Source organism: Polynucleobacter sp. MWH-Aus1W21 (assembly GCF_018687275.1).
In the GTDB taxonomy this organism is placed as follows: domain Bacteria; phylum Pseudomonadota; class Gammaproteobacteria; order Burkholderiales; family Burkholderiaceae; genus Polynucleobacter.
In genome coordinates this window covers 1,729,949-1,752,029 of the sequence record NZ_CP061287.1, presented here as the reverse complement: position 1 = coordinate 1,752,029, position 22,081 = coordinate 1,729,949, and the positions used below count along the sequence as shown (strand labels likewise).

At 44.1% G+C, this 22,081-nt stretch carries 24 protein-coding genes and 1 tRNA gene; 20 read left to right on the top strand and 5 right to left on the bottom strand.

The window, feature by feature from the left end; all coding sequences use genetic code 11:
* The first annotated feature begins 20 nt into the window (after positions 1-20).
* Entirely contained in the window at positions 21-1,922 is a 1,902-nt protein-coding gene (gene dxs / locus ICW03_RS09135) for a 1-deoxy-D-xylulose-5-phosphate synthase (RefSeq protein WP_215347542.1), read from the top strand.
* A 25-nt stretch (positions 1,923-1,947) separates the two neighbouring features.
* The gene (gene folE2 / locus ICW03_RS09130; RefSeq protein ID WP_215347540.1) at positions 1,948-2,775 is read left to right on the top strand and encodes a GTP cyclohydrolase FolE2; all 828 of its coding nucleotides are present in this window, start codon (positions 1,948-1,950) and stop codon (positions 2,773-2,775) included.
* 16 nt (positions 2,776-2,791) lie between these two features.
* Here the strand turns inward: folE2 and tsaD are convergent, their stop codons facing one another.
* On the bottom strand, positions 2,792-3,865 hold the full coding sequence (gene tsaD / locus ICW03_RS09125; protein WP_215347538.1) for a tRNA (adenosine(37)-N6)-threonylcarbamoyltransferase complex transferase subunit TsaD: 1,074 nt from the start codon (positions 3,863-3,865) through the stop codon (positions 2,792-2,794).
* Between the two features lie 77 nt (positions 3,866-3,942).
* On the opposite strand from tsaD, the gene rpsU reads away from it, so the two are divergent.
* The 7 genes from rpsU to ICW03_RS09090 all read left to right on the top strand — a co-directional run bounded on the left by rpsU (position 3,943) and on the right by ICW03_RS09090 (position 11,600).
* Positions 3,943-4,155: a 30S ribosomal protein S21 gene (gene rpsU / locus ICW03_RS09120; RefSeq protein WP_011903537.1), complete on the top strand. Its 213-nt coding sequence runs from the start codon at positions 3,943-3,945 to the stop codon at positions 4,153-4,155.
* Positions 4,156-4,287: 132 nt separating this feature from the next.
* Positions 4,288-4,734: a GatB/YqeY domain-containing protein gene (locus ICW03_RS09115; RefSeq protein ID WP_215347536.1), complete on the top strand. Its 447-nt coding sequence runs from the start codon at positions 4,288-4,290 to the stop codon at positions 4,732-4,734.
* A 36-nt stretch (positions 4,735-4,770) separates the two neighbouring features.
* Positions 4,771-6,738, top strand: coding sequence for a DNA primase (gene dnaG / locus ICW03_RS09110; protein WP_215347535.1), 1,968 nt, complete (start codon positions 4,771-4,773; stop codon positions 6,736-6,738).
* A 246-nt stretch (positions 6,739-6,984) separates the two neighbouring features.
* The gene (gene rpoD / locus ICW03_RS09105; RefSeq protein WP_215347533.1) at positions 6,985-9,564 is read left to right on the top strand and encodes an RNA polymerase sigma factor RpoD; all 2,580 of its coding nucleotides are present in this window, start codon (positions 6,985-6,987) and stop codon (positions 9,562-9,564) included.
* Between the two features lie 12 nt (positions 9,565-9,576).
* Positions 9,577-9,653, top strand: a tRNA-Ile gene (locus ICW03_RS09100).
* Positions 9,654-10,232: 579 nt separating this feature from the next.
* The gene (locus ICW03_RS09095; RefSeq protein WP_215347531.1) at positions 10,233-10,682 is read left to right on the top strand and encodes a polymer-forming cytoskeletal protein; all 450 of its coding nucleotides are present in this window, start codon (positions 10,233-10,235) and stop codon (positions 10,680-10,682) included.
* Between the two features lie 48 nt (positions 10,683-10,730).
* Positions 10,731-11,600: a hypothetical protein gene (locus tag ICW03_RS09090; protein WP_215347529.1), complete on the top strand. Its 870-nt coding sequence runs from the start codon at positions 10,731-10,733 to the stop codon at positions 11,598-11,600.
* A gap of 44 nt (positions 11,601-11,644) precedes the next feature.
* Here the strand turns inward: ICW03_RS09090 and ICW03_RS09085 are convergent, their stop codons facing one another.
* Positions 11,645-12,046: a polymer-forming cytoskeletal protein gene (locus ICW03_RS09085; protein WP_215347527.1), complete on the bottom strand. Its 402-nt coding sequence runs from the start codon at positions 12,044-12,046 to the stop codon at positions 11,645-11,647.
* A gap of 97 nt (positions 12,047-12,143) precedes the next feature.
* Entirely contained in the window at positions 12,144-12,476 is a 333-nt protein-coding gene (locus ICW03_RS09080; protein WP_215347525.1) for a hypothetical protein, read from the bottom strand.
* Positions 12,477-12,722: 246 nt separating this feature from the next.
* Between ICW03_RS09080 and ICW03_RS09075 the strand changes: the two genes are divergently transcribed.
* Genes ICW03_RS09075 through ICW03_RS09065 form a run of 3 tightly spaced genes read left to right on the top strand, consistent with a single transcriptional unit; the run spans position 12,723 to position 14,669 of the window.
* Positions 12,723-13,712: a helix-turn-helix domain-containing protein gene (locus ICW03_RS09075; RefSeq protein WP_215347523.1), complete on the top strand. Its 990-nt coding sequence runs from the start codon at positions 12,723-12,725 to the stop codon at positions 13,710-13,712.
* Positions 13,713-13,737: 25 nt separating this feature from the next.
* Positions 13,738-14,214, top strand: coding sequence for a polymer-forming cytoskeletal protein (locus ICW03_RS09070; RefSeq protein ID WP_215347521.1), 477 nt, complete (start codon positions 13,738-13,740; stop codon positions 14,212-14,214).
* Between the two features lie 20 nt (positions 14,215-14,234).
* Entirely contained in the window at positions 14,235-14,669 is a 435-nt protein-coding gene (locus ICW03_RS09065; protein ID WP_215347519.1) for a hypothetical protein, read from the top strand.
* Between the two features lie 64 nt (positions 14,670-14,733).
* On the opposite strand, the gene ICW03_RS09060 is transcribed toward ICW03_RS09065, so the two are convergent.
* Entirely contained in the window at positions 14,734-15,006 is a 273-nt protein-coding gene (locus ICW03_RS09060) for a hypothetical protein (RefSeq protein ID WP_215347517.1), read from the bottom strand.
* Between the two features lie 288 nt (positions 15,007-15,294).
* Here ICW03_RS09060 and ICW03_RS09055 point away from each other — a divergent pair, with 288 nt between their 5' ends.
* A complete protein-coding gene (locus tag ICW03_RS09055; protein ID WP_215347516.1) occupies positions 15,295-15,858 on the top strand; it encodes a hypothetical protein in 564 nt (187 codons plus the stop codon).
* Positions 15,859-15,926: 68 nt separating this feature from the next.
* Entirely contained in the window at positions 15,927-16,349 is a 423-nt protein-coding gene (locus tag ICW03_RS09050; RefSeq protein ID WP_215347514.1) for a hypothetical protein, read from the top strand.
* A 104-nt stretch (positions 16,350-16,453) separates the two neighbouring features.
* Here ICW03_RS09050 and rpoN read toward each other — a convergent pair whose 3' ends face one another.
* Positions 16,454-17,839 carry an RNA polymerase factor sigma-54 gene (gene rpoN / locus ICW03_RS09045; protein WP_215347512.1) on the bottom strand — a complete coding sequence of 462 codons (1,386 nt, stop codon included), beginning with the start codon at positions 17,837-17,839 and terminating at the stop codon, positions 16,454-16,456.
* A 384-nt stretch (positions 17,840-18,223) separates the two neighbouring features.
* On the opposite strand from rpoN, the gene ICW03_RS09040 reads away from it, so the two are divergent.
* The 6 genes from ICW03_RS09040 to ICW03_RS09015 all read left to right on the top strand — a co-directional run bounded on the left by ICW03_RS09040 (position 18,224) and on the right by ICW03_RS09015 (position 22,041).
* A complete protein-coding gene (locus tag ICW03_RS09040; RefSeq protein WP_215347511.1) occupies positions 18,224-18,415 on the top strand; it encodes a hypothetical protein in 192 nt (63 codons plus the stop codon).
* A 139-nt stretch (positions 18,416-18,554) separates the two neighbouring features.
* Entirely contained in the window at positions 18,555-18,974 is a 420-nt protein-coding gene (locus ICW03_RS09035) for a surface-adhesin E family protein (protein ID WP_215347509.1), read from the top strand.
* A 14-nt stretch (positions 18,975-18,988) separates the two neighbouring features.
* Entirely contained in the window at positions 18,989-19,750 is a 762-nt protein-coding gene (locus tag ICW03_RS09030; protein ID WP_215347507.1) for a hypothetical protein, read from the top strand.
* A 42-nt stretch (positions 19,751-19,792) separates the two neighbouring features.
* Positions 19,793-20,605: a hypothetical protein gene (locus ICW03_RS09025; protein WP_215347505.1), complete on the top strand. Its 813-nt coding sequence runs from the start codon at positions 19,793-19,795 to the stop codon at positions 20,603-20,605.
* Positions 20,606-20,695: 90 nt separating this feature from the next.
* Positions 20,696-21,637 carry a PDZ domain-containing protein gene (locus ICW03_RS09020; RefSeq protein WP_215347503.1) on the top strand — a complete coding sequence of 314 codons (942 nt, stop codon included), beginning with the start codon at positions 20,696-20,698 and terminating at the stop codon, positions 21,635-21,637.
* Positions 21,634-22,041, top strand: coding sequence for a chemotaxis protein CheW (locus ICW03_RS09015; protein WP_215347501.1), 408 nt, complete (start codon positions 21,634-21,636; stop codon positions 22,039-22,041). Before ICW03_RS09020 ends, ICW03_RS09015 begins: the two co-directional genes overlap by 4 nt.
* Positions 22,042-22,081: the final 40 nt, after the last annotated feature.

The window sequence follows — 22,081 nt, the reverse complement described above, 5'->3', positions numbered from 1 at the left end:
GTACGGATTATTTAGATTCAATGACTTTACATTCCATAAACTCACCTGACGATCTCAAAAAACTCTCACGCGAAGAGCTACCTGCTTTAGCGGATGAGTTACGTGAGTTTGTTTTGGATTCTGTTTCTAAAACAGGTGGGCATCTATCCTCCAATTTGGGGACGGTGGAGTTATCGATTGCCTTGCATTATGTCTTCGATACGCCTGAAGATCGTATTGTCTGGGATGTAGGCCATCAAAGTTATCCGCACAAGATTTTGACGGGTCGTCGTGAGCGTATGAATACCTTGCGTCAGTACAAAGGATTGTCTGGATTTCCGCATCGCGCTGAAAGTGAATTTGATGCATTTGGCACTGGTCACTCGTCCACAAGTATTTCTGCGGCGATGGGCATGGCTCGCGCATTTCAAACTAAAGGCGAGCGTCAGGTTGCTGTGGCTGTCATCGGCGATAGCGCAATGACAGGTGGCATGGCGTTCGAAGCAATGAATAACGCCGGCGTCTACGATGACTTGCCGTTGGTGGTGATTTTGAATGACAACGACATGTCGATCTCTCCAGCAGTGGGTGCGCTCAATCGCCATCTAGCGAGATTGCTGAGTGGCAATATTTACTCGGCGACTAAAAAGGGAATCGATAGTGTTTTATCGATTGCGCCACCTTTGCGTGAGTTTGCTAAACGCCTTGAGGATCATGCCAAGGGTATGGTGTCGCCATCTACTATTTTTCAAGAGTTCGGCTTCAATTACTTTGGTCCGATTGATGGCCATGACTTAGATGCCCTGATTCCAATGCTGCAAAACGTCCGTCGTTTGGCCTTAGAGGGTCGCGGCCCACAGTTCTTGCATGTGGTGACTAAAAAAGGCCAGGGCTATGAATTGGCTGAGGCCGATCCAGTGTTGTACCACGGCCCAAGTAAGTTCAATCCTGAAGAGGGCGTTAAGAAACCTGCTACTAGCAAGAAAACCTTTACTCAAGTATTTGGTGAATGGTTATGCGATATGGCGCATGCTGACCCATTGTTGGTTGGTATTACTCCAGCGATGCGCGAAGGCTCTGGCTTAGTTGAGTTTGAGAATAATTTCCCTAAACGTTACTACGACGTTGGCATTGCTGAGCAGCATGCAGTGACTTTTGCGGCAGGCATGGCTTGCGAAGGCATGAAGCCGGTGGTGGCAATTTATTCTACCTTCCTGCAGCGCGCCTATGATCAACTCATTCACGATGTCGCATTGCAAGATTTGCCAGTGCTGTTTGCGCTCGATCGCGCGGGCTTGGTGGGTGCCGATGGCGCCACTCATGCTGGCGCATATGACATTCCATTCTTACGCTGCATTCCTAATATGTTGGTTCTGACTCCAGCAGATGAAGCAGAGTGCCGTGATTTGTTAACTACCGCATTCCATCAACCACATCCAAGCGCAGTTCGCTACCCGCGTGGCGCAGGTGTTGGCGCAGTGCCTTCAAAAGAATTGCGCACTTTGCCATTGGGTAAAGGTGAAATTCGTCGTAAATCTACTGCACCATCCGGTCAGCGTGTGGCGATCTTGGCGTTTGGCACCTTGCTTTACTCTGCGCTTGAAGTCGCCGAAGGTATCAATGCCACAGTTGCCAATATGCGCTTTGTGAAACCGCTTGATGTCGATTTGATTCAATCCTTAGCGGCCGATCATGATTATTTTGTGACCATTGAGGATGGCGCGATTGCTGGTGGTGCTGGCAGTGCTTGCTTAGAGGCGCTATCAAATCTCGGAATAAATAAGCCCCTTTTGCAATTAGGTCTTCCTGATGAATTTATTGAGCATGGTGACTACAGCTTGCTGATGACCAAGTGCGGCCTAGATGTGGAGGGTATTGCTAACTCCATCAAACAACGTTTTCCAGCGATCTTGACCCAAAATTCTGTACTTGTAGGCAAATAAGCCTGTTTTGCCTGAAAATAGAGTTATGAATGACATGAACCCCGCTTTTTTGAAGCCTAGTGCAATGCCTGACGTGCAATCCACTTTGGATGATCGCGCTTTGCCAATTGAGCAGGTGGGGATTCGTGGCGTGCGTCATCCGCTCACGATTCGTAGTAAGACTGGGAACTTTCCATCAGTTGGTACTTTTGAAATGGATGTTGCTTTGCCTGCGCATGTGAAGGGCACGCATATGTCGCGCTTCATGGCTTTGTTGCAAAAACAAGATATCGCAGTTGATAGCACTTCAGTGGTGGCGATGGTTCGTGAGATGCTGCCGTTGCTTGATGCCAAAGAAGGACATGTGCAATTTACATATACTCACTTTGTGAAAAAAGCAGCACCAGTATCTGGTGTGGAAAGCTTGATGGATTACGAAGTAACATGGATGGCTGCTGCCAAACAAAATGCTAATGGCAATGCTGACGTGGAATTAGGTTTGCGTGCGCAAGTTCCAGTAATGAGCTTGTGTCCTTGTTCAAAAGAAATTTCTGATTTTGGTGCCCATAATCAGCGTTCGCATGTAACGATGTCTGTAGTGCTCGATACTGAAACAAAAATGACAGTAGAAGATTTGGTTACCGCTGCTGAGAGCGAAGCATCTAGTGAATTGTGGGGCTTGCTCAAGCGTCCTGACGAGAAGTGGGTTACCGAGCGTTCTTACAGTAACCCTAAGTTCGTAGAAGACCTAGTACGTGATGTGGCTGGCAATCTTAAGGCAGATCAGCGTATCCAGTCTTTTGTGGTGGAGGCTGAGAACTTCGAATCTATTCACAATCACAGCGCATTCGCCAGAATTAGCCACAAGAAGTAAGCTGCAACAAATCAATTTATTTCAGATTATTGCTATGTAAATCCCAACGGGGTTTGACATCAAAGGCTCCAGAAGTTGTGGAGCCATTATTTTTTTCGATTAAGCGTAGTGCCCCAGCAAAAGCAATCATTACGCCGTTATCAGTACATAGCTCTAGAGGCGGGTAGTGCACTTCAAAACCATTGCGCGCTGCTTTTTCATTTAATGCACTGCGCAGTTGCAAGTTGGCGCCGACTCCACCAGCAAGCACTAGATGTTTGCAAGCTGTTTGCTTGAGCGCTTTTTCAGATTTACTTACCAGCACTGCAACAATCGCATCGACAAAGCATCTGGCAAGATCCGCATGAAATTGCGCCACTTCAGAGGCATCGATAATATTTTTATCCTCAAACTTTTTAACTTGATTGAGAACGGCAGTTTTTAATCCTGAAAAAGAAAAATCCAAATCACCTGAATGCAACATTGGTTTTGGTAAATCAAAAATGCCAGAGCGACCTTGTTCGGCTAATTTTGAGATTGCTGCGCCACCGGGGTAATCAAGACCGAGTAATTTGGCGGTCTTATCAAAGGCTTCGCCTGCTGCATCATCCAAGGTTTCGCCTAGTAGCTCATATTGTCCAATGCCAGAGACTTTCATGAGTTGGGTATGGCCGCCCGATACCAGAAGGGCAATAAAGGGAAATTGAGGGGCTGTTTGACCCAAAAGCGGGGAAAGTAGATGTCCTTCGAGATGATGGACCCCAATCGAGGGCAAATTGAGCCCTTGAGCAAGGGATTTAGCAAAAGCGCTGCCTACCAGGAGGGCTCCAGCCAATCCCGGACCTTGGGTGAAGGCCACGGCATCAATATCAGTCAATTTGAGGTTAGATTGGGCCAAAGATTGGTCTAAAAGCGGTAAAACACGCCGAATATGGTCACGGGAGGCCAATTCTGGGACAACACCCCCATAGTCCCGGTGCATGGTGATTTGGGAGTGCAAACCCTGGCCCAGTATGCCCTGGAAGGCAGGTTTGCCCTCTTCCCAAGGAGCAGTGTTGTATAAAGCCACCCCGGTCTCGTCACAAGAAGTTTCTATTCCTAAAACAATCATTTTTTCGCTTGGTCGTGCTAGAATCGCAATTCAGTTAATTTTTCGATATTTTTCGAGCATATACGAGTTAAACAAGTATGACTACAGTCCGCCTCCGCGAAAACGAACCATTTGAAGTGGCATTGCGCCGTTTCAAGCGCACCATTGAAAAGAATGGCCTTTTGACAGACTTGCGTGCACGCGAGTTCTATGAGAAGCCAACGGCTGAGCGTAAGCGTAAGAAGGCTGCAGCTGCTAAGCGCCATTACAAGCGCATTCGCAGCCAAATGTTGCCTAAGAAGCTTTACTAATAGAATTTAAAAGCTCTCCTCACCGAGAAGCTTTGAAACCCGCTGACGGTGAAACGCAGCGGGTTTTTGCTTTTTAATCATCATTAAACGCTAAAAAATAATCGTTCTATATTCATTACTAGGAATAAAGCCATGAGTCTAAAAGATCAAATTACTGAAGATATGAAAAACGCCATGCGCGCAAAAGAAACTGAGCGCTTAGGAACGATTCGTCTTTTGTTGGCGGCCATCAAGCAGCGCGAAGTGGATGAGCGCATTGTGGTTGATGATGCTGGTGTGATTGCAACTGTTGAGAAAATGATTAAGCAACGCAAAGACTCTATCTCTCAATTTGAGAAAGCAGGGCGCGATGATTTGGTAGCCGTTGAGGCTGCTGAGATGGTGATCTTGCAGGCGTACTTGCCAGCGCAACTATCCGATGCTGAAGTAGAGGCTGCAGTAGCTGCTGCAGTTGCTTCTACAGGTGCTGCTGGCCCTCAGGATATGGGTAAAGTGATTGGCGTTCTCAAAGGGCAATTAGCGGGCAAAGCAGATATGGGTAAAGTTTCTGGTTTAGTAAAAGCCGCGCTTGCCAAGTAAGTATCTAAATAAGCGAAACAGTTTCATACTCGCCTTATGGCACTCATCCCACAATCCTTTATTGCCGATCTTTTAAATCGGGTAGACATCGTTGATGTGGTTGGGCAGCAAGTAAAGTTAAAAAAAGCGGGCGCGAACTTTCAAGGTTTGTGCCCCTTTCATTCAGAGAAGTCTCCTTCGTTTTCAGTATCACCCACTAAACAGTTCTATCACTGCTTTGGTTGTGGAGCGCATGGCTCTGCCATTAGTTTCCTCATGGAGTACTCTGGTCTTGGCTACGTAGATGCCATTGAAGACTTGGCGCGTTCGGCAGGTTTGGATGTGCCTCGTGAAGAACGAACCGCAAATGATGTAGCAAGACAGCAGCAAGCCATGGCACTGAGTGAAGTCATGAGCTCTGCTGCAGATTGGTATCGTCAACAACTCAAGGGCAATACACGAGCAGTTGAGTACCTCAAAGGTCGAGGTCTTACGGGCGAGATTGCCAAACGTTATGCCCTTGGATATGCACCTGATGGCTGGCAAGGCCTAGAAGCGGTCTTTGGAACTTATTCCAATGAAGAGGTGGCCAAGACTTTGTTGGAGGGTGGCCTACTAATTCAAGGTGAGCAATCTGAAGGCGGGAATGTAAAGCGCTATGACCGTTTCCGCGATCGCATCATGTTTCCGATTCGCAATCCTAAAGGGCAAACGATTGGTTTTGGTGGACGGATCCTGGATCAAGGTGAGCCTAAGTATTTAAATTCTCCTGAGACGCCACTCTTCTCAAAAGGTAATACCCTCTACGGTTTGTTTGAAGCAAGACAAGCGATTCGTGTACAAGAATATGTTCTTGTTTGCGAAGGTTATATGGATGTGGTGGCGCTAGCGCAACTGGGATTTCCAAATGCAGTAGCCACCTTAGGTACAGCTTGTACGGCCAACCATGTGCGCATGCTGCTGCGTCAAACTGATAAGGTGGTTTTCTCATTTGATGGCGACTCTGCTGGACAGCGAGCTGCGCAGCGAGCGCTTGAAGCTTGCTTGCCTTTGATGTCGGACGATAAGGAAATTCGTTTCTTGTTCTTGCCGACAGAGCATGACCCAGATAGTTATGTACGTGCTTATGGAGCGCCAGCGTTCGAGAAGGTTATTAAAGAGGCCATGTCTATATCGAGCTTCTTCTTTAAGGTGGCAAGCGAAGATCATGAGCTAACTACCCCGGAGGGTAGGGCCCATACGCATCATGCTGCTAAACCTCTTTTACTTTCTATGCCGCCAATTGCGTTGCGCACACAAATCTTGCGTGAGTTGGCCATTCGTACGAATACCACTCCAGCAGAACTTGAAGCATTTTGTGGTTTAACAGTTGCGCCTGCGCCTGTGCGTCAAACCACTTATCAGCCAATTCAAGCAAGAACTGCTAGCAGTCAAGGCGGTCAAAATAATCAGAGTACATTTTCAGGTAACGGCAATCGTCAAGGCGCACCTTGGCAAGCATCCAAGGGATCGGCAAAACGCGTTGCGAGTCAAAACATCGAGCCTCCAAAAGCGCCAACAGATTTGGCTGAGCAAATGTTGCGTGTGATTATTCAGTTTCCGCATTTAGGAAAGGCGCTTGACGAGAATAAGCGCGCACTCGCGCTGAAAGCTGCCGAGCAGAGATCTGAAAAAGCCTATGCTTTGATGAAAGATCTTTTGGCGCAGTGCGACTTGGTTGAGTTAATTCCGGGTGAGGGCAATAAACCGGCTACTGCAGGTGCTGGAGCATTTGCGATGTTTCAAGACCAACTATCTCGTAGTGAATTGGCTCCGCTTTATGAGGTTCTCAGAAATCGAGTGATGGGTTCTGATCTGGAGCTCGACGGCGCTGCTGCAGACTTGGACGGGGCTTTCAAAAAGCTGGAATTAACCCACCTCAAGCAAGAAATGACGGAAATTGCCCAAAAGATTGCTGGAAGCACTGCTACCGAGCAAGATCGAGCCCGATATCGGGAATTGGGCGAAAAGCTGAAATTCTCCTAAGAATTTCAGAAAACACCCCTAGAAATCCCCTGAAATTACCCCATATTTTTAGGGAGAACGGGGTCCAAAAAGTCGCAATCGACTATAATCCTCTGTTCCCAAGAAAAAACCGATTTAATTCAGCCACTTGCGCTTTATTTTGATGAAATTTGGGGTAAGTGAGTGAGTAAGTAAAAAGTGAGTTACTACCGGGGCTGCGTTTCATCAGTCGATATCAACAACAGTAATGTGAGTAAGTGCTAATAAATGCCAAACACCAAGACCAAAAAACCAGCTCCAAAAGCAAAAGCTCCAGCTAAGCCAGCAAAGGCAGCCGTAAAACCTGCAGCTAAGGCAAAGACTCCAGCTAAACCAGTAAAAGCTGCTGCAAAGCCAGCTCCAAAAGCTAAAGCTCCAGCAAAACCTGCTCCGAAAGCAAAGGTTGTCGCTAAGACTCCAGCTAAACCAGTAAAAGCTGCTGCAAAGCCAGCTCCAAAAGCTAAAGCTCCAGCAAAACCTGCTCCGAAAGCAAAAGTTGTCGCTAAGGCACCCGCTAAACCAGTGAAGGCCGCTGCCAAGCCAGCACCTAAAGTAAAGACTCCAGTTAAGTCAGTGAAGTCTGCTGCTAAGCCAGTTGCAAAAGCACCAGTAAAAGTTCCTGCTAAGCCAGTTGCAAAAGTTCCTGCAAAAGCTGCAAAAGTAGAAGTCAAAGTTGAGCCAGTAAAAAAAGGTAAAGCTGCGCCTGCGCCTAAGGCTGAGCAAATTAAAGAAGCAAAAGAAACTAAGGGTAAAAAATCTAAGGATGCTGAGCTTGAAGTTCCTGTTGTTGAGGAAGAAAAGAGGCGCGGCCGTAAAGCTAAAGCGGATGCTCCTGCAGACAATGCAGAACCAGTATTGACTGATCGTCAAAAGGCCCGTGAGCGTAAAGCTAAAGAGAAAGCGCTCTTAAAAGAATTCGCAGCACAACAGTTGGGCACTGAAGAGCAGCAAGAATTACGTCGTGCGCGCTTGAAGACGTTGATCAAGATGGGTATGTCTAAGGGTTACTTAACCCATGGCGAGATGAATGACGTGATGTCTGACGAATTGTCTGATGCTGATGCATTAGAAACTTTGATCAGCTTGCTCAATGACATCGGTATTACTGTTTACGAACAAGCTCCTGATGCTGAAACATTAATTTTGTCTGACAACGCTTCAGCTGCTGCATCTGAAGAAGAAGCTGAAGAAGAAGCGGAAGCAGCTTTATCTACAGTTGATTCAGAATTCGGACGCACCACTGATCCAGTACGTATGTATATGCGTGAAATGGGTACGGTTGACTTGTTGACTCGCGAAGGCGAGATTGTTATTGCGAAGAAGATCGAAGCTGGCCTCAAAGACATGGTGATGGCTTTGGCCGCTTGTCCTGTCACGATTGCCGAAATTCTAAGTAACGTTGACAAGATCGCTAGTGGCGAGATGGAGATTGATCAGTTTGTGGATGGATTGGTTGATCCAAACGCAGAAGATATCAAGCTTGGACCTGAAGAGCCAGAGGTTGATCCGGAAGCTGAAGAAGGTGAAGAGGGTGAAGAGGATGATGCTGGCGGTGGCGGCGGTGGTGCTGCAACAGCAAACGCTAAGCAATTGGAAGAATTAAAGCAAATCTCTTTAGAGAAGTTTGCAATCGTTCGTACACAAGCTGACAAGATGCGCCGTGCATTTGATAAGGATGGTTACAACTGTCCAGCATACGTGAAGGCGCAAGATGCAATTCGTGCTGAGTTGCTTGGTTTCCGCTTAACAGCGAAGAGTGTTGAGAAGTTATGCGACACCATGCGCTCACAAGTAGACCAAGTATGGAAGCTTGAGCGAGGCATTGTGAGCTTGTTGGTAGACAAAGTGGGCGTTAATCGTGGTGAAGTATTAAAAGACTTCCCTAAGATGTCCATGAATTTGACTTGGACTGAGAAGTTACTCAAAGAGAGCAAGCCATACAGCGCACTCTTGCAACGTAACGTTCCAGCAATTCAAGAATTGCAACAAAAATTAATTGATATTCAGAAGAATGTGGTTATTCCACTTCCAGAATTAAAAGAAGTAAACAAGCAGATGATCGCTGGCGAGAAACGTGCCCGCGAAGCAAAGCGTGAGATGACTGTAGCCAACTTACGTTTGGTGATCTCGATTGCTAAGAAATACACCAACCGTGGCTTGCAGTTCTTGGATTTGATTCAAGAAGGTAATATCGGTTTGATGAAAGCGGTGGACAAGTTTGAATACCGCCGTGGTTATAAGTTCTCTACTTATGCAACATGGTGGATTCGTCAGGCGATTACTCGTTCGATTGCTGATCAGGCACGTACGATCCGTATCCCAGTTCACATGATTGAGACGATCAACAAGATGAACCGTATCAGCCGTCAAATTTTGCAAGAAACTGGTCATGAGCCAGATGCTGCAACCTTGGCATTGAAGATGGAGATTCCTGAAGACAAGATTCGCAAGATCATGAAGATTGCTAAAGAGCCTATCTCCATGGAGACACCAATTGGTGACGATGAAGATTCTCATTTGGGTGACTTCATTGAAGACGGTAACACCTTGGCTCCAGCTGAAGCAGCATTGCATGACTCTATGCGTGATGTAGTGAAAGACGTTCTCGATTCATTGACACCACGTGAAGCAAAAGTATTACGTATGCGCTTCGGTGTTGAGATGAGCACTGATCACACCCTCGAAGAGGTTGGTAAACAGTTTGACGTTACTCGTGAGCGTATTCGTCAGATTGAAGCCAAGGCTCTCCGTAAGATGCGTCATCCAAGCCGTAGCGATAAACTCAAGACCTTCCTCGAAGAAGATTGATCCAAGACTAACGGGCCTATAGCTCAGTTGGTTAGAGCAGAGGACTCATAATCCTTTGGTCCCAGGTTCAAGTCCTGGTGGGCCCACCAGAAAAGCAAACCCTCATCAGAAATGGTGGGGGTTTTGTCTTTTATGGCTCTTCAGGTTGTAGGCCTAAGGGTGTGCAGGTATTTTGGCCCTACTCTAAGATCTTTCTGTAACAAAAAGGAGGCTTATGAAGATCAAATTACATTTTTGGCGTATGTTTAGCTTTGACATTGTTCTCAACCAGTTTGTTTGCCCATAATGATAACGAGCCGGTTCATCAATCTTATTCAGAGGGCAACTTTCCTCTTGAAAATGGATAAATAATCGAAAACTTCCTGTCCTCCCTATAGACTTGGTTTGATCGGGGGGGGATTGCAAAAAGTTTTGGCAATCCGTATAGCTTACAAAACTGAAGGTGACTTGTCAGTTGCTCCACAAGCGCTTTGAGGTTATCACGGGAATACCCATTGGCAGACCGTTTAAAAGACCCTAGTTTGTATTTTTTCATTTGTTTGTTACCATACATCCCCTACTAAAAATTTGTAGAAAAAATGCCCAATTTTGATGATCGGGGCGATAAAACGGGACGTTTCTTGATGCGGTTTTAAGCAACCACTTCAAGGGTTGAAAAGGGTTAGGCAATGATTTTTAAAAAATCACAATCGATTCGGTTTCTGAAGCCAACAATGGAGTCTTTTGAGACTATTGTTGGTCCAGCTACAGAGGTCCATGGAAGATTGGTGGCCGATGAGAGTCTTCGCATTGATGGTCGCGTTATCGGCAATATTGAAGCTCGTCAAGGTAAATGCGTCAGTATTGCACTGGGACAAACTGGATTCGTCCAGGGTGATATTTATGCCTATAGAGTGTTGGTGGCTGGAAAAATCGAGGGCAACATATATGCCGTTGAGCGTGTAGAGTTGCACGAGGGCGCAGAAGTCAAAGGTGATATTACCTATGGCCAGTTAGGAATTGAACATGGGGCTAAGTTAAATGGCTTAATGATTTCTCGAAACGGAGAAGAGCCCGAGGGTATGGTAGATTCTTCAGCAATCTTTCAAGCAAACTGGGCAAAAATAAAAAGTACCTAAATATGTTCAGTAGCAAGAGGGCATTTTCATTAATTTTGCATAAGACATATGAGTTTATTTAATTCGAGAAGCGCACCCCAGTTCATGGAGCAGGCATTATTTGATGCCTCTATTATTGGATTTTATTGTTCTCGTTTTCAATACGATAGTTTCGAAAGTTTTTGGCATGCTAAAAGTACGCGTGCTGATGGGTCTGAAAGTCGCTTAGCAGACCTGCTATTTTCAAAGATCGATTCTTATCCTAAAGATGATCTGCTGAGAACACAAATGTCTCAAGCGTGTTTAGAATTAGAAAAATTTTGGTTTAATAAATATGGTATTAGCCACGAATCCTTCGGGCTTTTTTCCGGTATTAAGAATCAAGCAGATGCTGCCTGGACTAATGCCCAGACTCAAGAAGAGACTGCTAAAAATACCGCCCATAGTTTGCCGCCTGAGACTAGGGTGGATAAGTTTCTAAAATATCTTGGAATCTATGATTCTGCTTTGGCCACGCTCAATTTGGCAAAGTTTGATGATGATACAAAGATCCATTATTTTTTAAGTGATATCGATGAGTCTTTAAGCTCTAGCTTTCGGTATAGCGGCAGTGTCTTAAAGGTATTAGAGCAGGATTCTTATATTCAAAATGATGACGTGACTTGGGGTCGTTGGACACTTTTTCGAGATGCCACAGGATTTGTTGATATTTGGATTGTGAGAATCGAAGATGGCAGAGCAGCTGTTGTGAAGATTATTTCCAAGCTAGCTGATGAGTCTTATGTATTAGATGAAACGCCCAAAGGAATTCAGTTTGATTCTGAAATATTTAAGGCTATTGATAAAACAAGTATTAGCGCTTTTGAAAACTCAGAGTTTTACAGCACACCCCCCGCTTATTTCCAGATGATCTCTATGGTAGAGGCTCTAGGGGAATAGTCAGCAACCCCACCGAAGCATTTTGCTAAGTGGGGTTGATTGGCTTATTCAGCGTCGTCGCTGTCTTTGTTTGGAATATACGAAGAGCTCGATTGGTAATGTGATGATGGTGTGACTGGATCAATCACTCGTAATTCTCCGCTCAACTTGGCACCTTTTTCTACGCTCATCTCAGCATATTGAGTAAGGCCTGTAATTTTTGCGCTGGAACGAATGTTAAGGTGATTAGTTACATGAAGACCTTGGGTCACTTCGCCGCGGATTTCTACTACTTCAGCATTAATTCTGCCGTTGACGATGCCAGATGTATCTACTAGCACCTCTTTAGTATTGAGTTCGCCCTCAACCAATCCTGCTACTACAGCCATCTCTGGAACCTCAAATGTTCCTTTAACGATGACACCTTCACCTACAAATAGTGAGCCTTTTGGGTTGTTATCAGCCATGTTTTTTCCTGGTTAATTTGTTGAATAAGATCATATAGCAGTATTGCAGGTTTAATTCGAATTCGATTTATTAGTATTACACGCAATTATGTTGCGTCTACTTTTCTTGAGGTGGTGGCTTATTTCTATTCAAATTAGGGGTGGCCAACTCAGAAAATTGGTCCTTGAGGGTACCTAGGGTTGCTATTTTTGATTCAATTGCCGGCAATTGCTGTTGCAGGATTTGTAGCTTTTGGCGGTAAATAGATTCAATTTCATCCAATTCTTTTCTGGTAATGACTCCGCCCATCTCCTTGGTCATTTCAGGGCTAAACCTGATCGCTATCCGAAATCCTAAAAAATGGATCCCAATACCAATTAATATGAATATGCTGATGGAGAGAAGGGTAATCTTAATTACTGAACTTCTAGTAATTTTGATTTGCTTCATAGTAGATGTGGAGCCTGAGATCCAAATTAACTGCATCTGACCATACCTTGGGTTGATTAATTGTTGGCGCTTGAATTGCTAGTCAATGGGTTTATCACCTAAAGGCTGATTTACTCATTGAGATAGTTGCCCTAACCTAATAGAGCTATTTTAAAGGCTAAACGCCATATTGAATTAAATATGCGCCCTTTAGTCCTTTTTATTATATATTTACGTATTAATTGATGTAGTTACAGGATATTTTCCATGAATCCAGGCCGTTTGCCAGACATTATTGGCGCTGAACTTAAGAGCGCACGCGAAGGCAAGGGGCTGGATCGGGCGGAATTGGCTACAAAGTGCTGCCTCTCCTCAAAAATGATTCTGGAGCTAGAGGAAGGGGGTATGACCTCTTTCTATAGTTTTGAGCTGAAGTTGGCAGCTGCCAAGCGTGTGGGGGCTTATTTGGGCCTCACCCAATCCGATTTTTTGCTTCAGAAGGTTCTTCCAAGTGATGATCTGGCGACCGCCGAGACCACAGATCCAGAGTTGCCTGATGCAATTGATAAATCCCTGCTGCATATTCCTCCTCCTGTACCAGCAGTCGATATCAAAAAGAGCGCTGAGGAGCTTATGGAGGGGCCTCCCATCGCAAAGGGGCTTGATCTAAATGGATTGCATATTGCGAAAAGATTTAGAGCTGCTCCAGCTATTCTCGTGGCGGTATTGCTTTTAGGGCTGCTCTTTGGCATTAATAGTGGTTCTGGGATCTCAGATGTAGTTTTGGCCTTGATTAACAAGGGGGTTGCAAAGCCGGCGGCCCTGCAAACTGAGGCGGTAGAGGCAGTAAATCTGGATTACAAGGAAGAGCAGGTCAATCCGGCTGCCAACAATCCAGAGCCTGCAAAGCCAGTGGAGCAGGCAGCCTCAGTTGCGCCGCAGGGTCAATGCCCATACGTCAAAGAAGACCAGTTGGCCAGTTATCAATCGCCTAATCCATCAAAAGCAGGCGATACAGTCAATATTAAAACTTTAGTAAAGCAAACCATTTGTGTTACGGATGGGCTTGGAAAGCAAGTGGTTGCTAACTTAGAGGCTAATACGGCCCAAGCTTTTAAAGGGGTTGCACCATTTACGATCCTGAGCCAAGATTTGGATAACGTCGAAATGTATTATCAAGGTTGGCGAGTAAGATCGCTTAAGTCTGGGGCGAGCCAAATTAAGTTGGTAGAAGTCAGTCCACAACAAACGCCCTAAGCGTTAGCATCATTGGAGACACCAAATGTTTGAGTTTTCTAAAAAAGGCCCGATGGCCGACACTCAGTTGACCTATGCAACTACAGTTGGGGCGGGATCCTCTATTAAAGGAAACTTTACCCACCGCGGCAATATGCTTTTACTGGGCCAATTAAGCGGTGACATACATCAAGATGAAGAGTCTTCAGGAGCCAAGGAAGGCTATACAGCAGTCATTGGTAGAACGGGTTATCTCGAGGGCGATATTCATAGTGCCCACGCAATTATTATTGGGCGCATTGAGGGATCCGTTTACGCCAAGGGTCGCGTTGAAGTTTATCCCGGAGCAATAGTTCATGGAGATATTACTTATTCGCAGATTAATGTGCATCCCGACGCAAAAGTGAACGGTAACCTAAAGTGCTTACTATCAGAGGTATCGGATTTAGCATCAGACCCTAAAAATGTTGAGGGTGAAGTCGAAAGCAATGTGTTGCCAATCTCCAAGGCAGAAGGCTTCTAGCCATGAGGGCGATATAAGGGATGGATACCTCACCTGAGAGTCAAATTCATCATCTCAAAGAAGCCTTAGAGGAAAATTCTCCAAGAAATAAAATACCCCAACTACTTCTTATCTTGTTTGTAGCGACGGTCGGTATTTTTTCTTTGATTTACACCTATCACTTTAGAGATCTACCCAAGTGTAAAGATGAGGAGATTCAAATATTGCTTAATGAGAATTTGAGAAGCAATGAATCCCTGATCAATCATTCCCAGACATTGGCTTTTGACCGCTTTAATCAAATTAGCCAAGGTGATGCCAATCGGTCCTGCTCCGTCAATTTAATGACGAGTCAGGGCAACTATGTAATCACATATCAAATCATTAACGAGTTGGGGCGGCAGTCAGTATTTAGCCGAATCTTTGGGGCGGTGAGATATGTTGTGGTGGTACAGGGCGCGAAATTGATCCAGTAGGGCGGGGGGGGCAATCAAAGTCATTGCCCTCATTTGCTGATGGTTTTTAAGTTAGTTATGCGGCTCAAAGTAAGAATTTACCAATGAGATAAAGCATTAGCCCGAAAACTGTCAGGTAGCCTGCAGCCTTAGCCATTGCTCTTTCTACCCCTTTTTGCACAATTTTGTTTTGAATGTTTTCATCGGCAACAATATTCTTAATATTCCAGAGATCTTTTCTGATAACGTTAAGGCTTTCGTCGGATTTGCGATCCCTTTGTTGCAAATTGGCGCTTATTTCAGCCAAGTGAGCACTTATTTCTCTCAGCTCTTTAATTGCGTCATCTAGATTGCCCATTAAAACTCCAAATTAAAGGTTGCAATGCTTCGGAAAATTATTGCAGGCCTGTAGTCATTAATATCTTTGCAGTTGATTATTACAAATCCTATGACTGGATATGATAATTCAATGTCTTTTCATCCGTCTTGCACTATAGGTTCTCAATATTGACTGCGCTGTCCTGGCGGATTCATAAATGGTCCATCTAGGGGACTTTCCAAAGGGAAACGAATTGCTTTATAGTGTCAGGACACCTTTTAATGACCTTTCTGCTCTGCCCACACGAATTAATATAACGCTAATTGCATGGATAAAAAACCTCCTAAGATGATTTCTAAAGTGAATGGCTTATTGAAGAAAGTTTTCCGGGCGATAGTATTTATTTTGATTTTATTGATTCTGCTTTATGCAGGTCTCAAGCTTTGGGAATATAAAGTTGATGTGGATAAAAATACCAAGGTCGCAAACTTTAAAAGAGAGCAAAAGCAAAAGTATGAAGTGTTAAGTAGGGATCTGACTATGTCCTTACCTTTGTTTATTGGCAGCCCTTCACTGGATTTTGTTAAGGGGGGCAATAAAGGATTTATATTTTCTTACTTGCTAGGCGAAGACTATTCTGCATTTCAGGAGGCCTTGGGGGAAAGTGCACCCATCGTATTTTCGGGTAGTCAAGTTTTAGGTTCGGGCTGTAAAAAGCAGGCATGCGCCGAATTAAAAGCAGGATTTCTTGTAGACCCAAGTACAAGCGAGTTTCTTGCTGTTATCTTGGATAATGGCAAGCCAATCTATTACGGTTTAACAGAGGGAAAACCGGTGCCGGCTGTATTTGAAAAATGGGTAGGCGCTCAAACCGTGGAGACTGCAAAGTGATGGGCGCTACTTTTAAAGCCAACTTAAAGCTCAGCCTTTTTGTATTTTTTGCCTTATGCATTTTCGCCATGATGACCGGTGTTCATGCTAAGTCAGATCATGAAGGCGCCCACCCGAAGGTGAATAGTAAAAAGGTCGAAGGCAAATCGGACAATGAGAAAGACATTATCTTAATCAAAAATTCGCAGTCGACAATTTACTTGTTATCTGGTTGGGGGAAGGCGGAAGAGCCATTCGTTTGGTATACAGTTTCAGCCCACTTTAATGGAGATCAGTTAGCGCCAAACGGGAAATCTTTTAATTTATTTAGTATTAGTGGCGCGCAAGACTGCAAAGAGAATAACTACTTTTATTACCGTGTCTCTTATATGCTATTTGATACAAAGACTAGAAACTTAAACGAAGTCTATTTGCAAAAAAATAAGACTAATGTAATGGATGTCGAGCCTGACAGCATTGAGTCGCTTGTTAAGAAAATTATTTGCCACTAATTTTCAATTATCTGCGAGCCAATTTTATTTGACAGTTCAGATCGCGTAATGTACATGGCTAAACGCCAGGGTAAAAAGCAAATTCAATTTGCCGCTTAATAGAATTAGGTTTTGCGTAAATGTACCGGTGGAATGCGTAACATATCTCGATATTTAGCGACTGTTCGCCTTGCAACGATGTAGCCTTGCTCGCTTAAGAGTTCGGTAATTTTCGTATCGGAGATGGGTTTTTTGGGAGACTCTTCTTCAACTATTTTTTTAATCAGTGCTTGAATTGCAGTGGAGGAAATAGCCCCCCCTTTTTCAGAGCTTAATTGGCTGCTAAAAAAGTGTTTGAACTCAAAAATCCCCAATTGGCAAGCGAGGTATTTTTGAGTGGTTACGCGTGAGATAGTCGATTCGTGCATTTCGACTGCCTCCGCAATTTCTCTTAGGACCAATGGTTTCATGCCAACGGCCCCCATGCTAAAAAACTGTTGTTGTCTTAGAACGATTTCATGCGCCACCTTCAGTATGGTTTCTTCTCTTTGGGCAATATTTTTGACCAACCAACTTGCCTCCAGCATCTTTTGCTTTAGGGGCCCATCAATCTTTTTTTGACCATGCTCTTTCAGAATTCTGGTGTATTCATTATTCAAAGAAATGCGGGGCTTAGCGTTTGGATTCGATTCGACTACCCAGCGACCTCGTTTTAACTTCACCATCACATCAGGAAGAACCCATTGATCGCTCTCAAGCTCAAATTGGGCTCCGGGATTATGTTGTAAGCCTCGAATATGAGCTACTGCTTTTAGTATTTCTGCCTCAGATTTCCCGCAGACTTTTCTGAGTTTTTGCCAATCTCTTGTGCCCACCATGCTCAAGTGTTTGGTCACAATCAATTTTGCAAGTTCCCAATTAGCTTTATCTGGTGGTGGGTTTAGTAAAACCCGGTCTATTTGCAGCGATAGGCATTGCGCAAGACAATTTGCGCCAATGCCTGGGGGGTCTAATGATTGCAGCTTTTCTAGCGCTACTTCCATAACCTTTTTTGAATTTATCTCGGGTGATTGGGTGCCTAGATCCACTTGAATAGTTTCTAGATCATCTAGCAGGTATCCGCGTTCATCTAAACAACCAGCCAAGTAGGCTAACAGGCTTTGCTCTTCTGGGCTGATGTTGAGTAAGTGGATTTGTTCCTCTAGGTATTCCAATAAGGTTTGCTTATGGGCAACTCGCTCATAACGCTCCCCCCAATCTTCGTCATCATCTTGCGAGACCCGATTATTGGACCAGTGGTTTTGGGTGCCGTCCATCTGGGCACTGGATGGAGTTAGGTTTGACTCCATTTCGGGGTTGGGCTCAAACTCCAGCAGCGGATTGTCCTCGGCTGCCTTTGCCAACTCTTGCTCTAACTCATTATTGGATAGTTGCAATAGTTTGATTGACTGTTGCAGTTGGGGGGTAAGGCTGACCTGCTGGCTGACTCTAGTGTTAAGTGAGATGGCCATGTTTTTTAAGATTCATTCGTCAGCTTTGAAGTGGGTTTGTACATGTGATCGAGTGTAATAGTCCAAAGACTGCTATTTCAGATGGTCGCGCTGATTTAAAGCATTAATCAAAAAAGTAATTTTTGGATAAAAAAACGTTATATAAGTAAGCAATTACTAACATAAAAATCCTATTTATACGTAGATTTGGCGGAAAACCCCATAAATTGTATTTATCCCAGCATGGATTATTCTACCTAGGGATAAATAAAATATCTATGTAAATTAAGATGTTAAGATCATTTATGCAGTGTATTTGTGGGTGCAGTCGATAAATGAGTTAATCGAGCCCCTGCTTTTAGCCGTAATAAGTTATCCTGCTACTTCAAATTGAGATTTCACATTATGGAAAATCCTGTCATTTCAGAGCACCGTATTCGTGGCGAACGCTTTTATACGATTGAAAAAAGTAACAAGATTGCTTTTTACACAACCAATATTGCAGCCGCTCGCTACTGGGTTAAACATGTTGTTGATGGGGAGAATGTTCCTTTAAGTGTTGAGGAAGTAAATTTAGGCGAACCAAAAACCCCTTAAACCATAACCTACTTGCTAATTGCAAGAGTGTTATGGGAGTTGCTCCCCGGTCCTTGGGTATGGCTTCGTTTGGGGCCTTAAAAGACCTCTTTATCCCTAGGATGTCCGTATAATTAGCCATTTATGTGGGTTAAGACGTATGGGCCGTTCCTTTCAGACTATCACTTTAAGCATCTTTGCAGCCACACTGGGAATTAGTGTGGCTATGGCTCAGGCCAACGAAGATCTAGTGACTGTAGTCGATGGGAAACGTTACGTAATTTCCTATTACAAAAGCTCTATTAAGAATCTACCTCCAGACTGGAAAAAAGTTTGGATTCTCACTAATCGCAAAGCTGAAGAAAAAGCTGCTCCTGAGCGCATTCAATCGATACGACGCAACGTTTTATTTAACTGCGTGCGAAACACTTACTCAACCTTAGCCACTATAAATTATGCTGAGCCCAACGCGATGGGTAAGCCCAATTTACAAACAGATACTGGCTTTGAGTTGAATGATGATCCGGTGCCTGAAGATACGGCATTAGCAATCATTAAATCCCAAATTTGCGGTACCTAACTTAATTAACGTTTATGAAATTTAATATTTTCCCGCCTGAGGCTCTTAATAAGATCGAGCCCAAGTTTCATGTTGAGTCACGCATGATTGCTAAAACGATTGAGCGAGAGATGATTAACAAAAGTCCGCTCGCTGGTTTATATGCTTTGGATGGTGCCGATAGAGCTATTCCTGTAAGTCTTATAGAGGTTCGTCAAGGATTGTTGATCATGAAGCCTGAGATCAAGCCCGAAGGTGGTTTCACTGGCTTGATTGGCGGGCAGCGTATTTTGGTTCTTTGTGGCGAGAGTGGCAAGATGCAATTCATGGCTACGGGTATTCGATTAAACGAAGATGGCAATTTGACTTGCCCATTACCTGCCGATTTAATACTTATTCAGCGACGCAAGGAATTTAGAACCCTTGGGCCAGCCGATGAGGATTTGAATTTCGTTTTATGTTTGGGTGCTGGCCAAGAACTCCTTACTAAAGTGATCGACATCTCTGATCATGGTATTTTGCTTGATTTGCGTTTGGGCGCGACAGAGGTTGAAGTCGGGCGTTATTGGCACTCTGGTTATTTTGAGCGCTTACGATCACGTTCCACAACGATTGATCTCATTATTAAGAATGTTCGTCCAGGCGCTGATATTGATCGTGTACGCGCAGGATGCGAGCTTTTTGAGCCTAAGAAGCTTGCTCTTAAAGAGTTTGAAAGTACCCGAAGTGCTATTGAGAATGCACGAGTTCAGGGCCGTTTGAATCGCTGGTATTTGGGGGCCTCTTGGCATGAGTAAAAATGAATTTGTCTTTTTATCTACTTCCCTTACTATAAGTTCATGATGAGTTTTTTTGCCAATCTGACCTCGGGAAAATTGATCGTGATCGTGAGCGTGCTCATGTTCATTGCTCTGCTATATTTCTTCATTCGTGATTTTTACGGTAAGGTTGTTCAAGAGGTTAAAGCGGATAAGTTGGGCCCCGTTGAGCCCGTAGAAGTAGCTAGTCTTCAAAAGACCCATCAGCTTGAGGAAGTAATCAATCAAAAAATTGCCAATATGAAATTAGATTTAATGGCAGAAAGATTACGTATCACCTCTACTGCAGAGGTGCTAAAGAACTTAGCGGTTGAACGTCACCTGCCAGAGACCGTGTACCAGATTTATTTTGAAACACGCGCATTTCCAAAGAAGAGTTTGGAAGCGCAACAGACTGATTTAGAGTGGCATGCCCAAGCAGGTATTACTGACTTGAAGGTTGAGCCCATGCCTTTGGATGACGGGACTGTTATTCACTTTACTTTGCAAAACTATCCTTACACACTTACCGCAGTAAATCATCGGTTTGCAAGAACCTATTTTGTTGAGCTTACTTTGCGTGATGTTGATGACGTGCGATTATTTGTAGTGCGCATTAAGGCTAATGAGACCAATGGACGTGAAATTTTGGAAACAGCCATTATCGAAATGAAATCAGGCGAATGGATTGATGATATTGCTAGCTGTAGATTATTAATGGATAAGCGCAAGACGGAAGTACAGCTCATGGCGGAACATCGTGAAGTAGAGTTGTTAAAACAACGTTTTGTTTTAAACCATTCTGGGAGTAAAAGTATCCCAAGTAAAGTTAAGTTAGACCCCAAAAAGAACTAAAAGAACGTGCTAAATTTTCAGTTATTTCGCTCAAAAAAAGGTATTTACTTTTGGTTCTTAACCTTTTCTGGATTTTTGTTATTTGTGTCTTTGCTCGCCCTCCTAGGCGCAGCAGGTGATTTATCAGGCACCTCTTCAGATCTGAAAAATCTGAAAGTAGAGATGCCTAATCTGGAGGATTACGCCAATGCACAGCCGATAGATTTTCGTATTAATGGTAATGCCAATCAGCGCCGTTTAAAGCCAAGCGATATTCCAAAGTTGGCTAAGGATGCCATCATTCCGATCAGACTCGAAGATGCGGTCAATAGGGCATTTGAGTTCTTTGCTGAATTCGAAAATAAGCGTGCAGCTCCCATTTTGACAATTACGCCGCCCATAGTGGAATCTGTCGATGCGGGTTCACCCGCTGAGCAGGCTGGACTTCGATCGGGAGATCTGATCCTCTTTGTCAATTCCGTCAAAATCGAGTCAGTAATGGGTTCTTACTTGGCATTTAATGAAAAGCCATCAGCAGAGGTTCCCCTGAAGGTGTTAAGAAATAAAAAAGAGACTCTTTCATTTGTTCTTAAAAATGCTAGCCGCACCCAAATTAACGGGGCTAATAGTGGTATTAAGTTTTTAATTCCCGCTGAGGTGATCTACCTTAGCGAGCCAGAAACCAAGCGCTGGGCCGAGCAATATCGCCGGGAGATGCTGCCTACAATTCCTGTCGACTGGCGTACTGACGCAGCAAATAATTTGATGCAAAACGCTAAACGTTTGAATCTGATTGCTAAGGGCGTGGTTGATCCTAGTGGCGCCACACCAGCAAAGGTGCAGGCAAAGGATGTACTAAGCTGGCAACATAAAAAAGTACTCGAAAATATAGATACGTATTTTTCACAAAGACGCAAAATTGAAAATGCCAACTCTGCATACCTTTCCAGCATGGGTGATGCTGTCGTTGGTTTTATTTGTAGCTTAGTCATCTTTGCAATTGCCATTGCTTTGTTTTGGTATCAGCGTCGCATGCTGGGTAAAAGAAGATGAATCAGTTAGATAACCAAGAGTATTGGTTGGGCTTGAGAATTAACGGCGAGCGTTATGCTATCCCAACATCATTAGTGCATTCAGTTTTTTTGCACCCTGAATCTGAGCAGTCAGTGAAAGATTTGCGAATTTCTGGGGTGGTAGTGCATGAGGGGGAGCCAGTCTATTTGCGTAATCACTTTCAGTTGCTACGCTATAAACGACGTCCTGATAATGTGGCGCATTGGCAGCAAGTATTAAAGCAAGATAGTGCGCCATGGGTTGTTGTTTTAAAAGATGGCGCTGATAAAAGTTTGGGTTTTAGGGTTAATAATATCGTGGGACCCTTTTATGTCCATGGTATTCAGGAGACTCCTTTTTTGCAACACAACGGATCTGATTTTCATTTACTTGAAGTTTTATAGAGTCGGTAAATTGGGGTTGCAATTTAATAGTTAGACAAGA

What these genes read in the sequence shown, in the direction of transcription:
- rpoN (WP_215347512.1), bottom strand. Translation starts at nt 17,839, where the DNA reads ATGGCCATCTCACTTAACACTAGAGTCAGCCAGCAGGTCAGCCTTACC.
- ICW03_RS09065 (WP_215347519.1), top strand. Translation starts at nt 14,235, where the DNA reads ATGGATACCTCACCTGAGAGTCAAATTCATCATCTCAAAGAAGCCTTA.
- ICW03_RS09030 (WP_215347507.1), top strand. Translation starts at nt 18,989, where the DNA reads ATGAAATTTAATATTTTCCCGCCTGAGGCTCTTAATAAGATCGAGCCC.
- ICW03_RS09095 (WP_215347531.1), top strand. Translation starts at nt 10,233, where the DNA reads ATGATTTTTAAAAAATCACAATCGATTCGGTTTCTGAAGCCAACAATG.
- dxs (WP_215347542.1), top strand. Translation starts at nt 21, where the DNA reads ATGACTTTACATTCCATAAACTCACCTGACGATCTCAAAAAACTCTCA.
- ICW03_RS09040 (WP_215347511.1), top strand. Translation starts at nt 18,224, where the DNA reads ATGGAAAATCCTGTCATTTCAGAGCACCGTATTCGTGGCGAACGCTTT.
- ICW03_RS09115 (WP_215347536.1), top strand. Translation starts at nt 4,288, where the DNA reads ATGAGTCTAAAAGATCAAATTACTGAAGATATGAAAAACGCCATGCGC.
- folE2 (WP_215347540.1), top strand. Translation starts at nt 1,948, where the DNA reads ATGAATGACATGAACCCCGCTTTTTTGAAGCCTAGTGCAATGCCTGAC.
- tsaD (WP_215347538.1), bottom strand. Translation starts at nt 3,865, where the DNA reads ATGATTGTTTTAGGAATAGAAACTTCTTGTGACGAGACCGGGGTGGCT.
- ICW03_RS09025 (WP_215347505.1), top strand. Translation starts at nt 19,793, where the DNA reads ATGATGAGTTTTTTTGCCAATCTGACCTCGGGAAAATTGATCGTGATC.
- ICW03_RS09060 (WP_215347517.1), bottom strand. Translation starts at nt 15,006, where the DNA reads ATGGGCAATCTAGATGACGCAATTAAAGAGCTGAGAGAAATAAGTGCT.
- ICW03_RS09080 (WP_215347525.1), bottom strand. Translation starts at nt 12,476, where the DNA reads ATGAAGCAAATCAAAATTACTAGAAGTTCAGTAATTAAGATTACCCTT.
- ICW03_RS09050 (WP_215347514.1), top strand. Translation starts at nt 15,927, where the DNA reads ATGATGACCGGTGTTCATGCTAAGTCAGATCATGAAGGCGCCCACCCG.
- ICW03_RS09075 (WP_215347523.1), top strand. Translation starts at nt 12,723, where the DNA reads ATGAATCCAGGCCGTTTGCCAGACATTATTGGCGCTGAACTTAAGAGC.
- rpoD (WP_215347533.1), top strand. Translation starts at nt 6,985, where the DNA reads ATGCCAAACACCAAGACCAAAAAACCAGCTCCAAAAGCAAAAGCTCCA.
- ICW03_RS09090 (WP_215347529.1), top strand. Translation starts at nt 10,731, where the DNA reads ATGAGTTTATTTAATTCGAGAAGCGCACCCCAGTTCATGGAGCAGGCA.
- ICW03_RS09015 (WP_215347501.1), top strand. Translation starts at nt 21,634, where the DNA reads ATGAATCAGTTAGATAACCAAGAGTATTGGTTGGGCTTGAGAATTAAC.
- ICW03_RS09055 (WP_215347516.1), top strand. Translation starts at nt 15,295, where the DNA reads ATGGATAAAAAACCTCCTAAGATGATTTCTAAAGTGAATGGCTTATTG.
- ICW03_RS09085 (WP_215347527.1), bottom strand. Translation starts at nt 12,046, where the DNA reads ATGGCTGATAACAACCCAAAAGGCTCACTATTTGTAGGTGAAGGTGTC.
- ICW03_RS09070 (WP_215347521.1), top strand. Translation starts at nt 13,738, where the DNA reads ATGTTTGAGTTTTCTAAAAAAGGCCCGATGGCCGACACTCAGTTGACC.
- rpsU (WP_011903537.1), top strand. Translation starts at nt 3,943, where the DNA reads ATGACTACAGTCCGCCTCCGCGAAAACGAACCATTTGAAGTGGCATTG.
- dnaG (WP_215347535.1), top strand. Translation starts at nt 4,771, where the DNA reads ATGGCACTCATCCCACAATCCTTTATTGCCGATCTTTTAAATCGGGTA.
- ICW03_RS09035 (WP_215347509.1), top strand. Translation starts at nt 18,555, where the DNA reads ATGGGCCGTTCCTTTCAGACTATCACTTTAAGCATCTTTGCAGCCACA.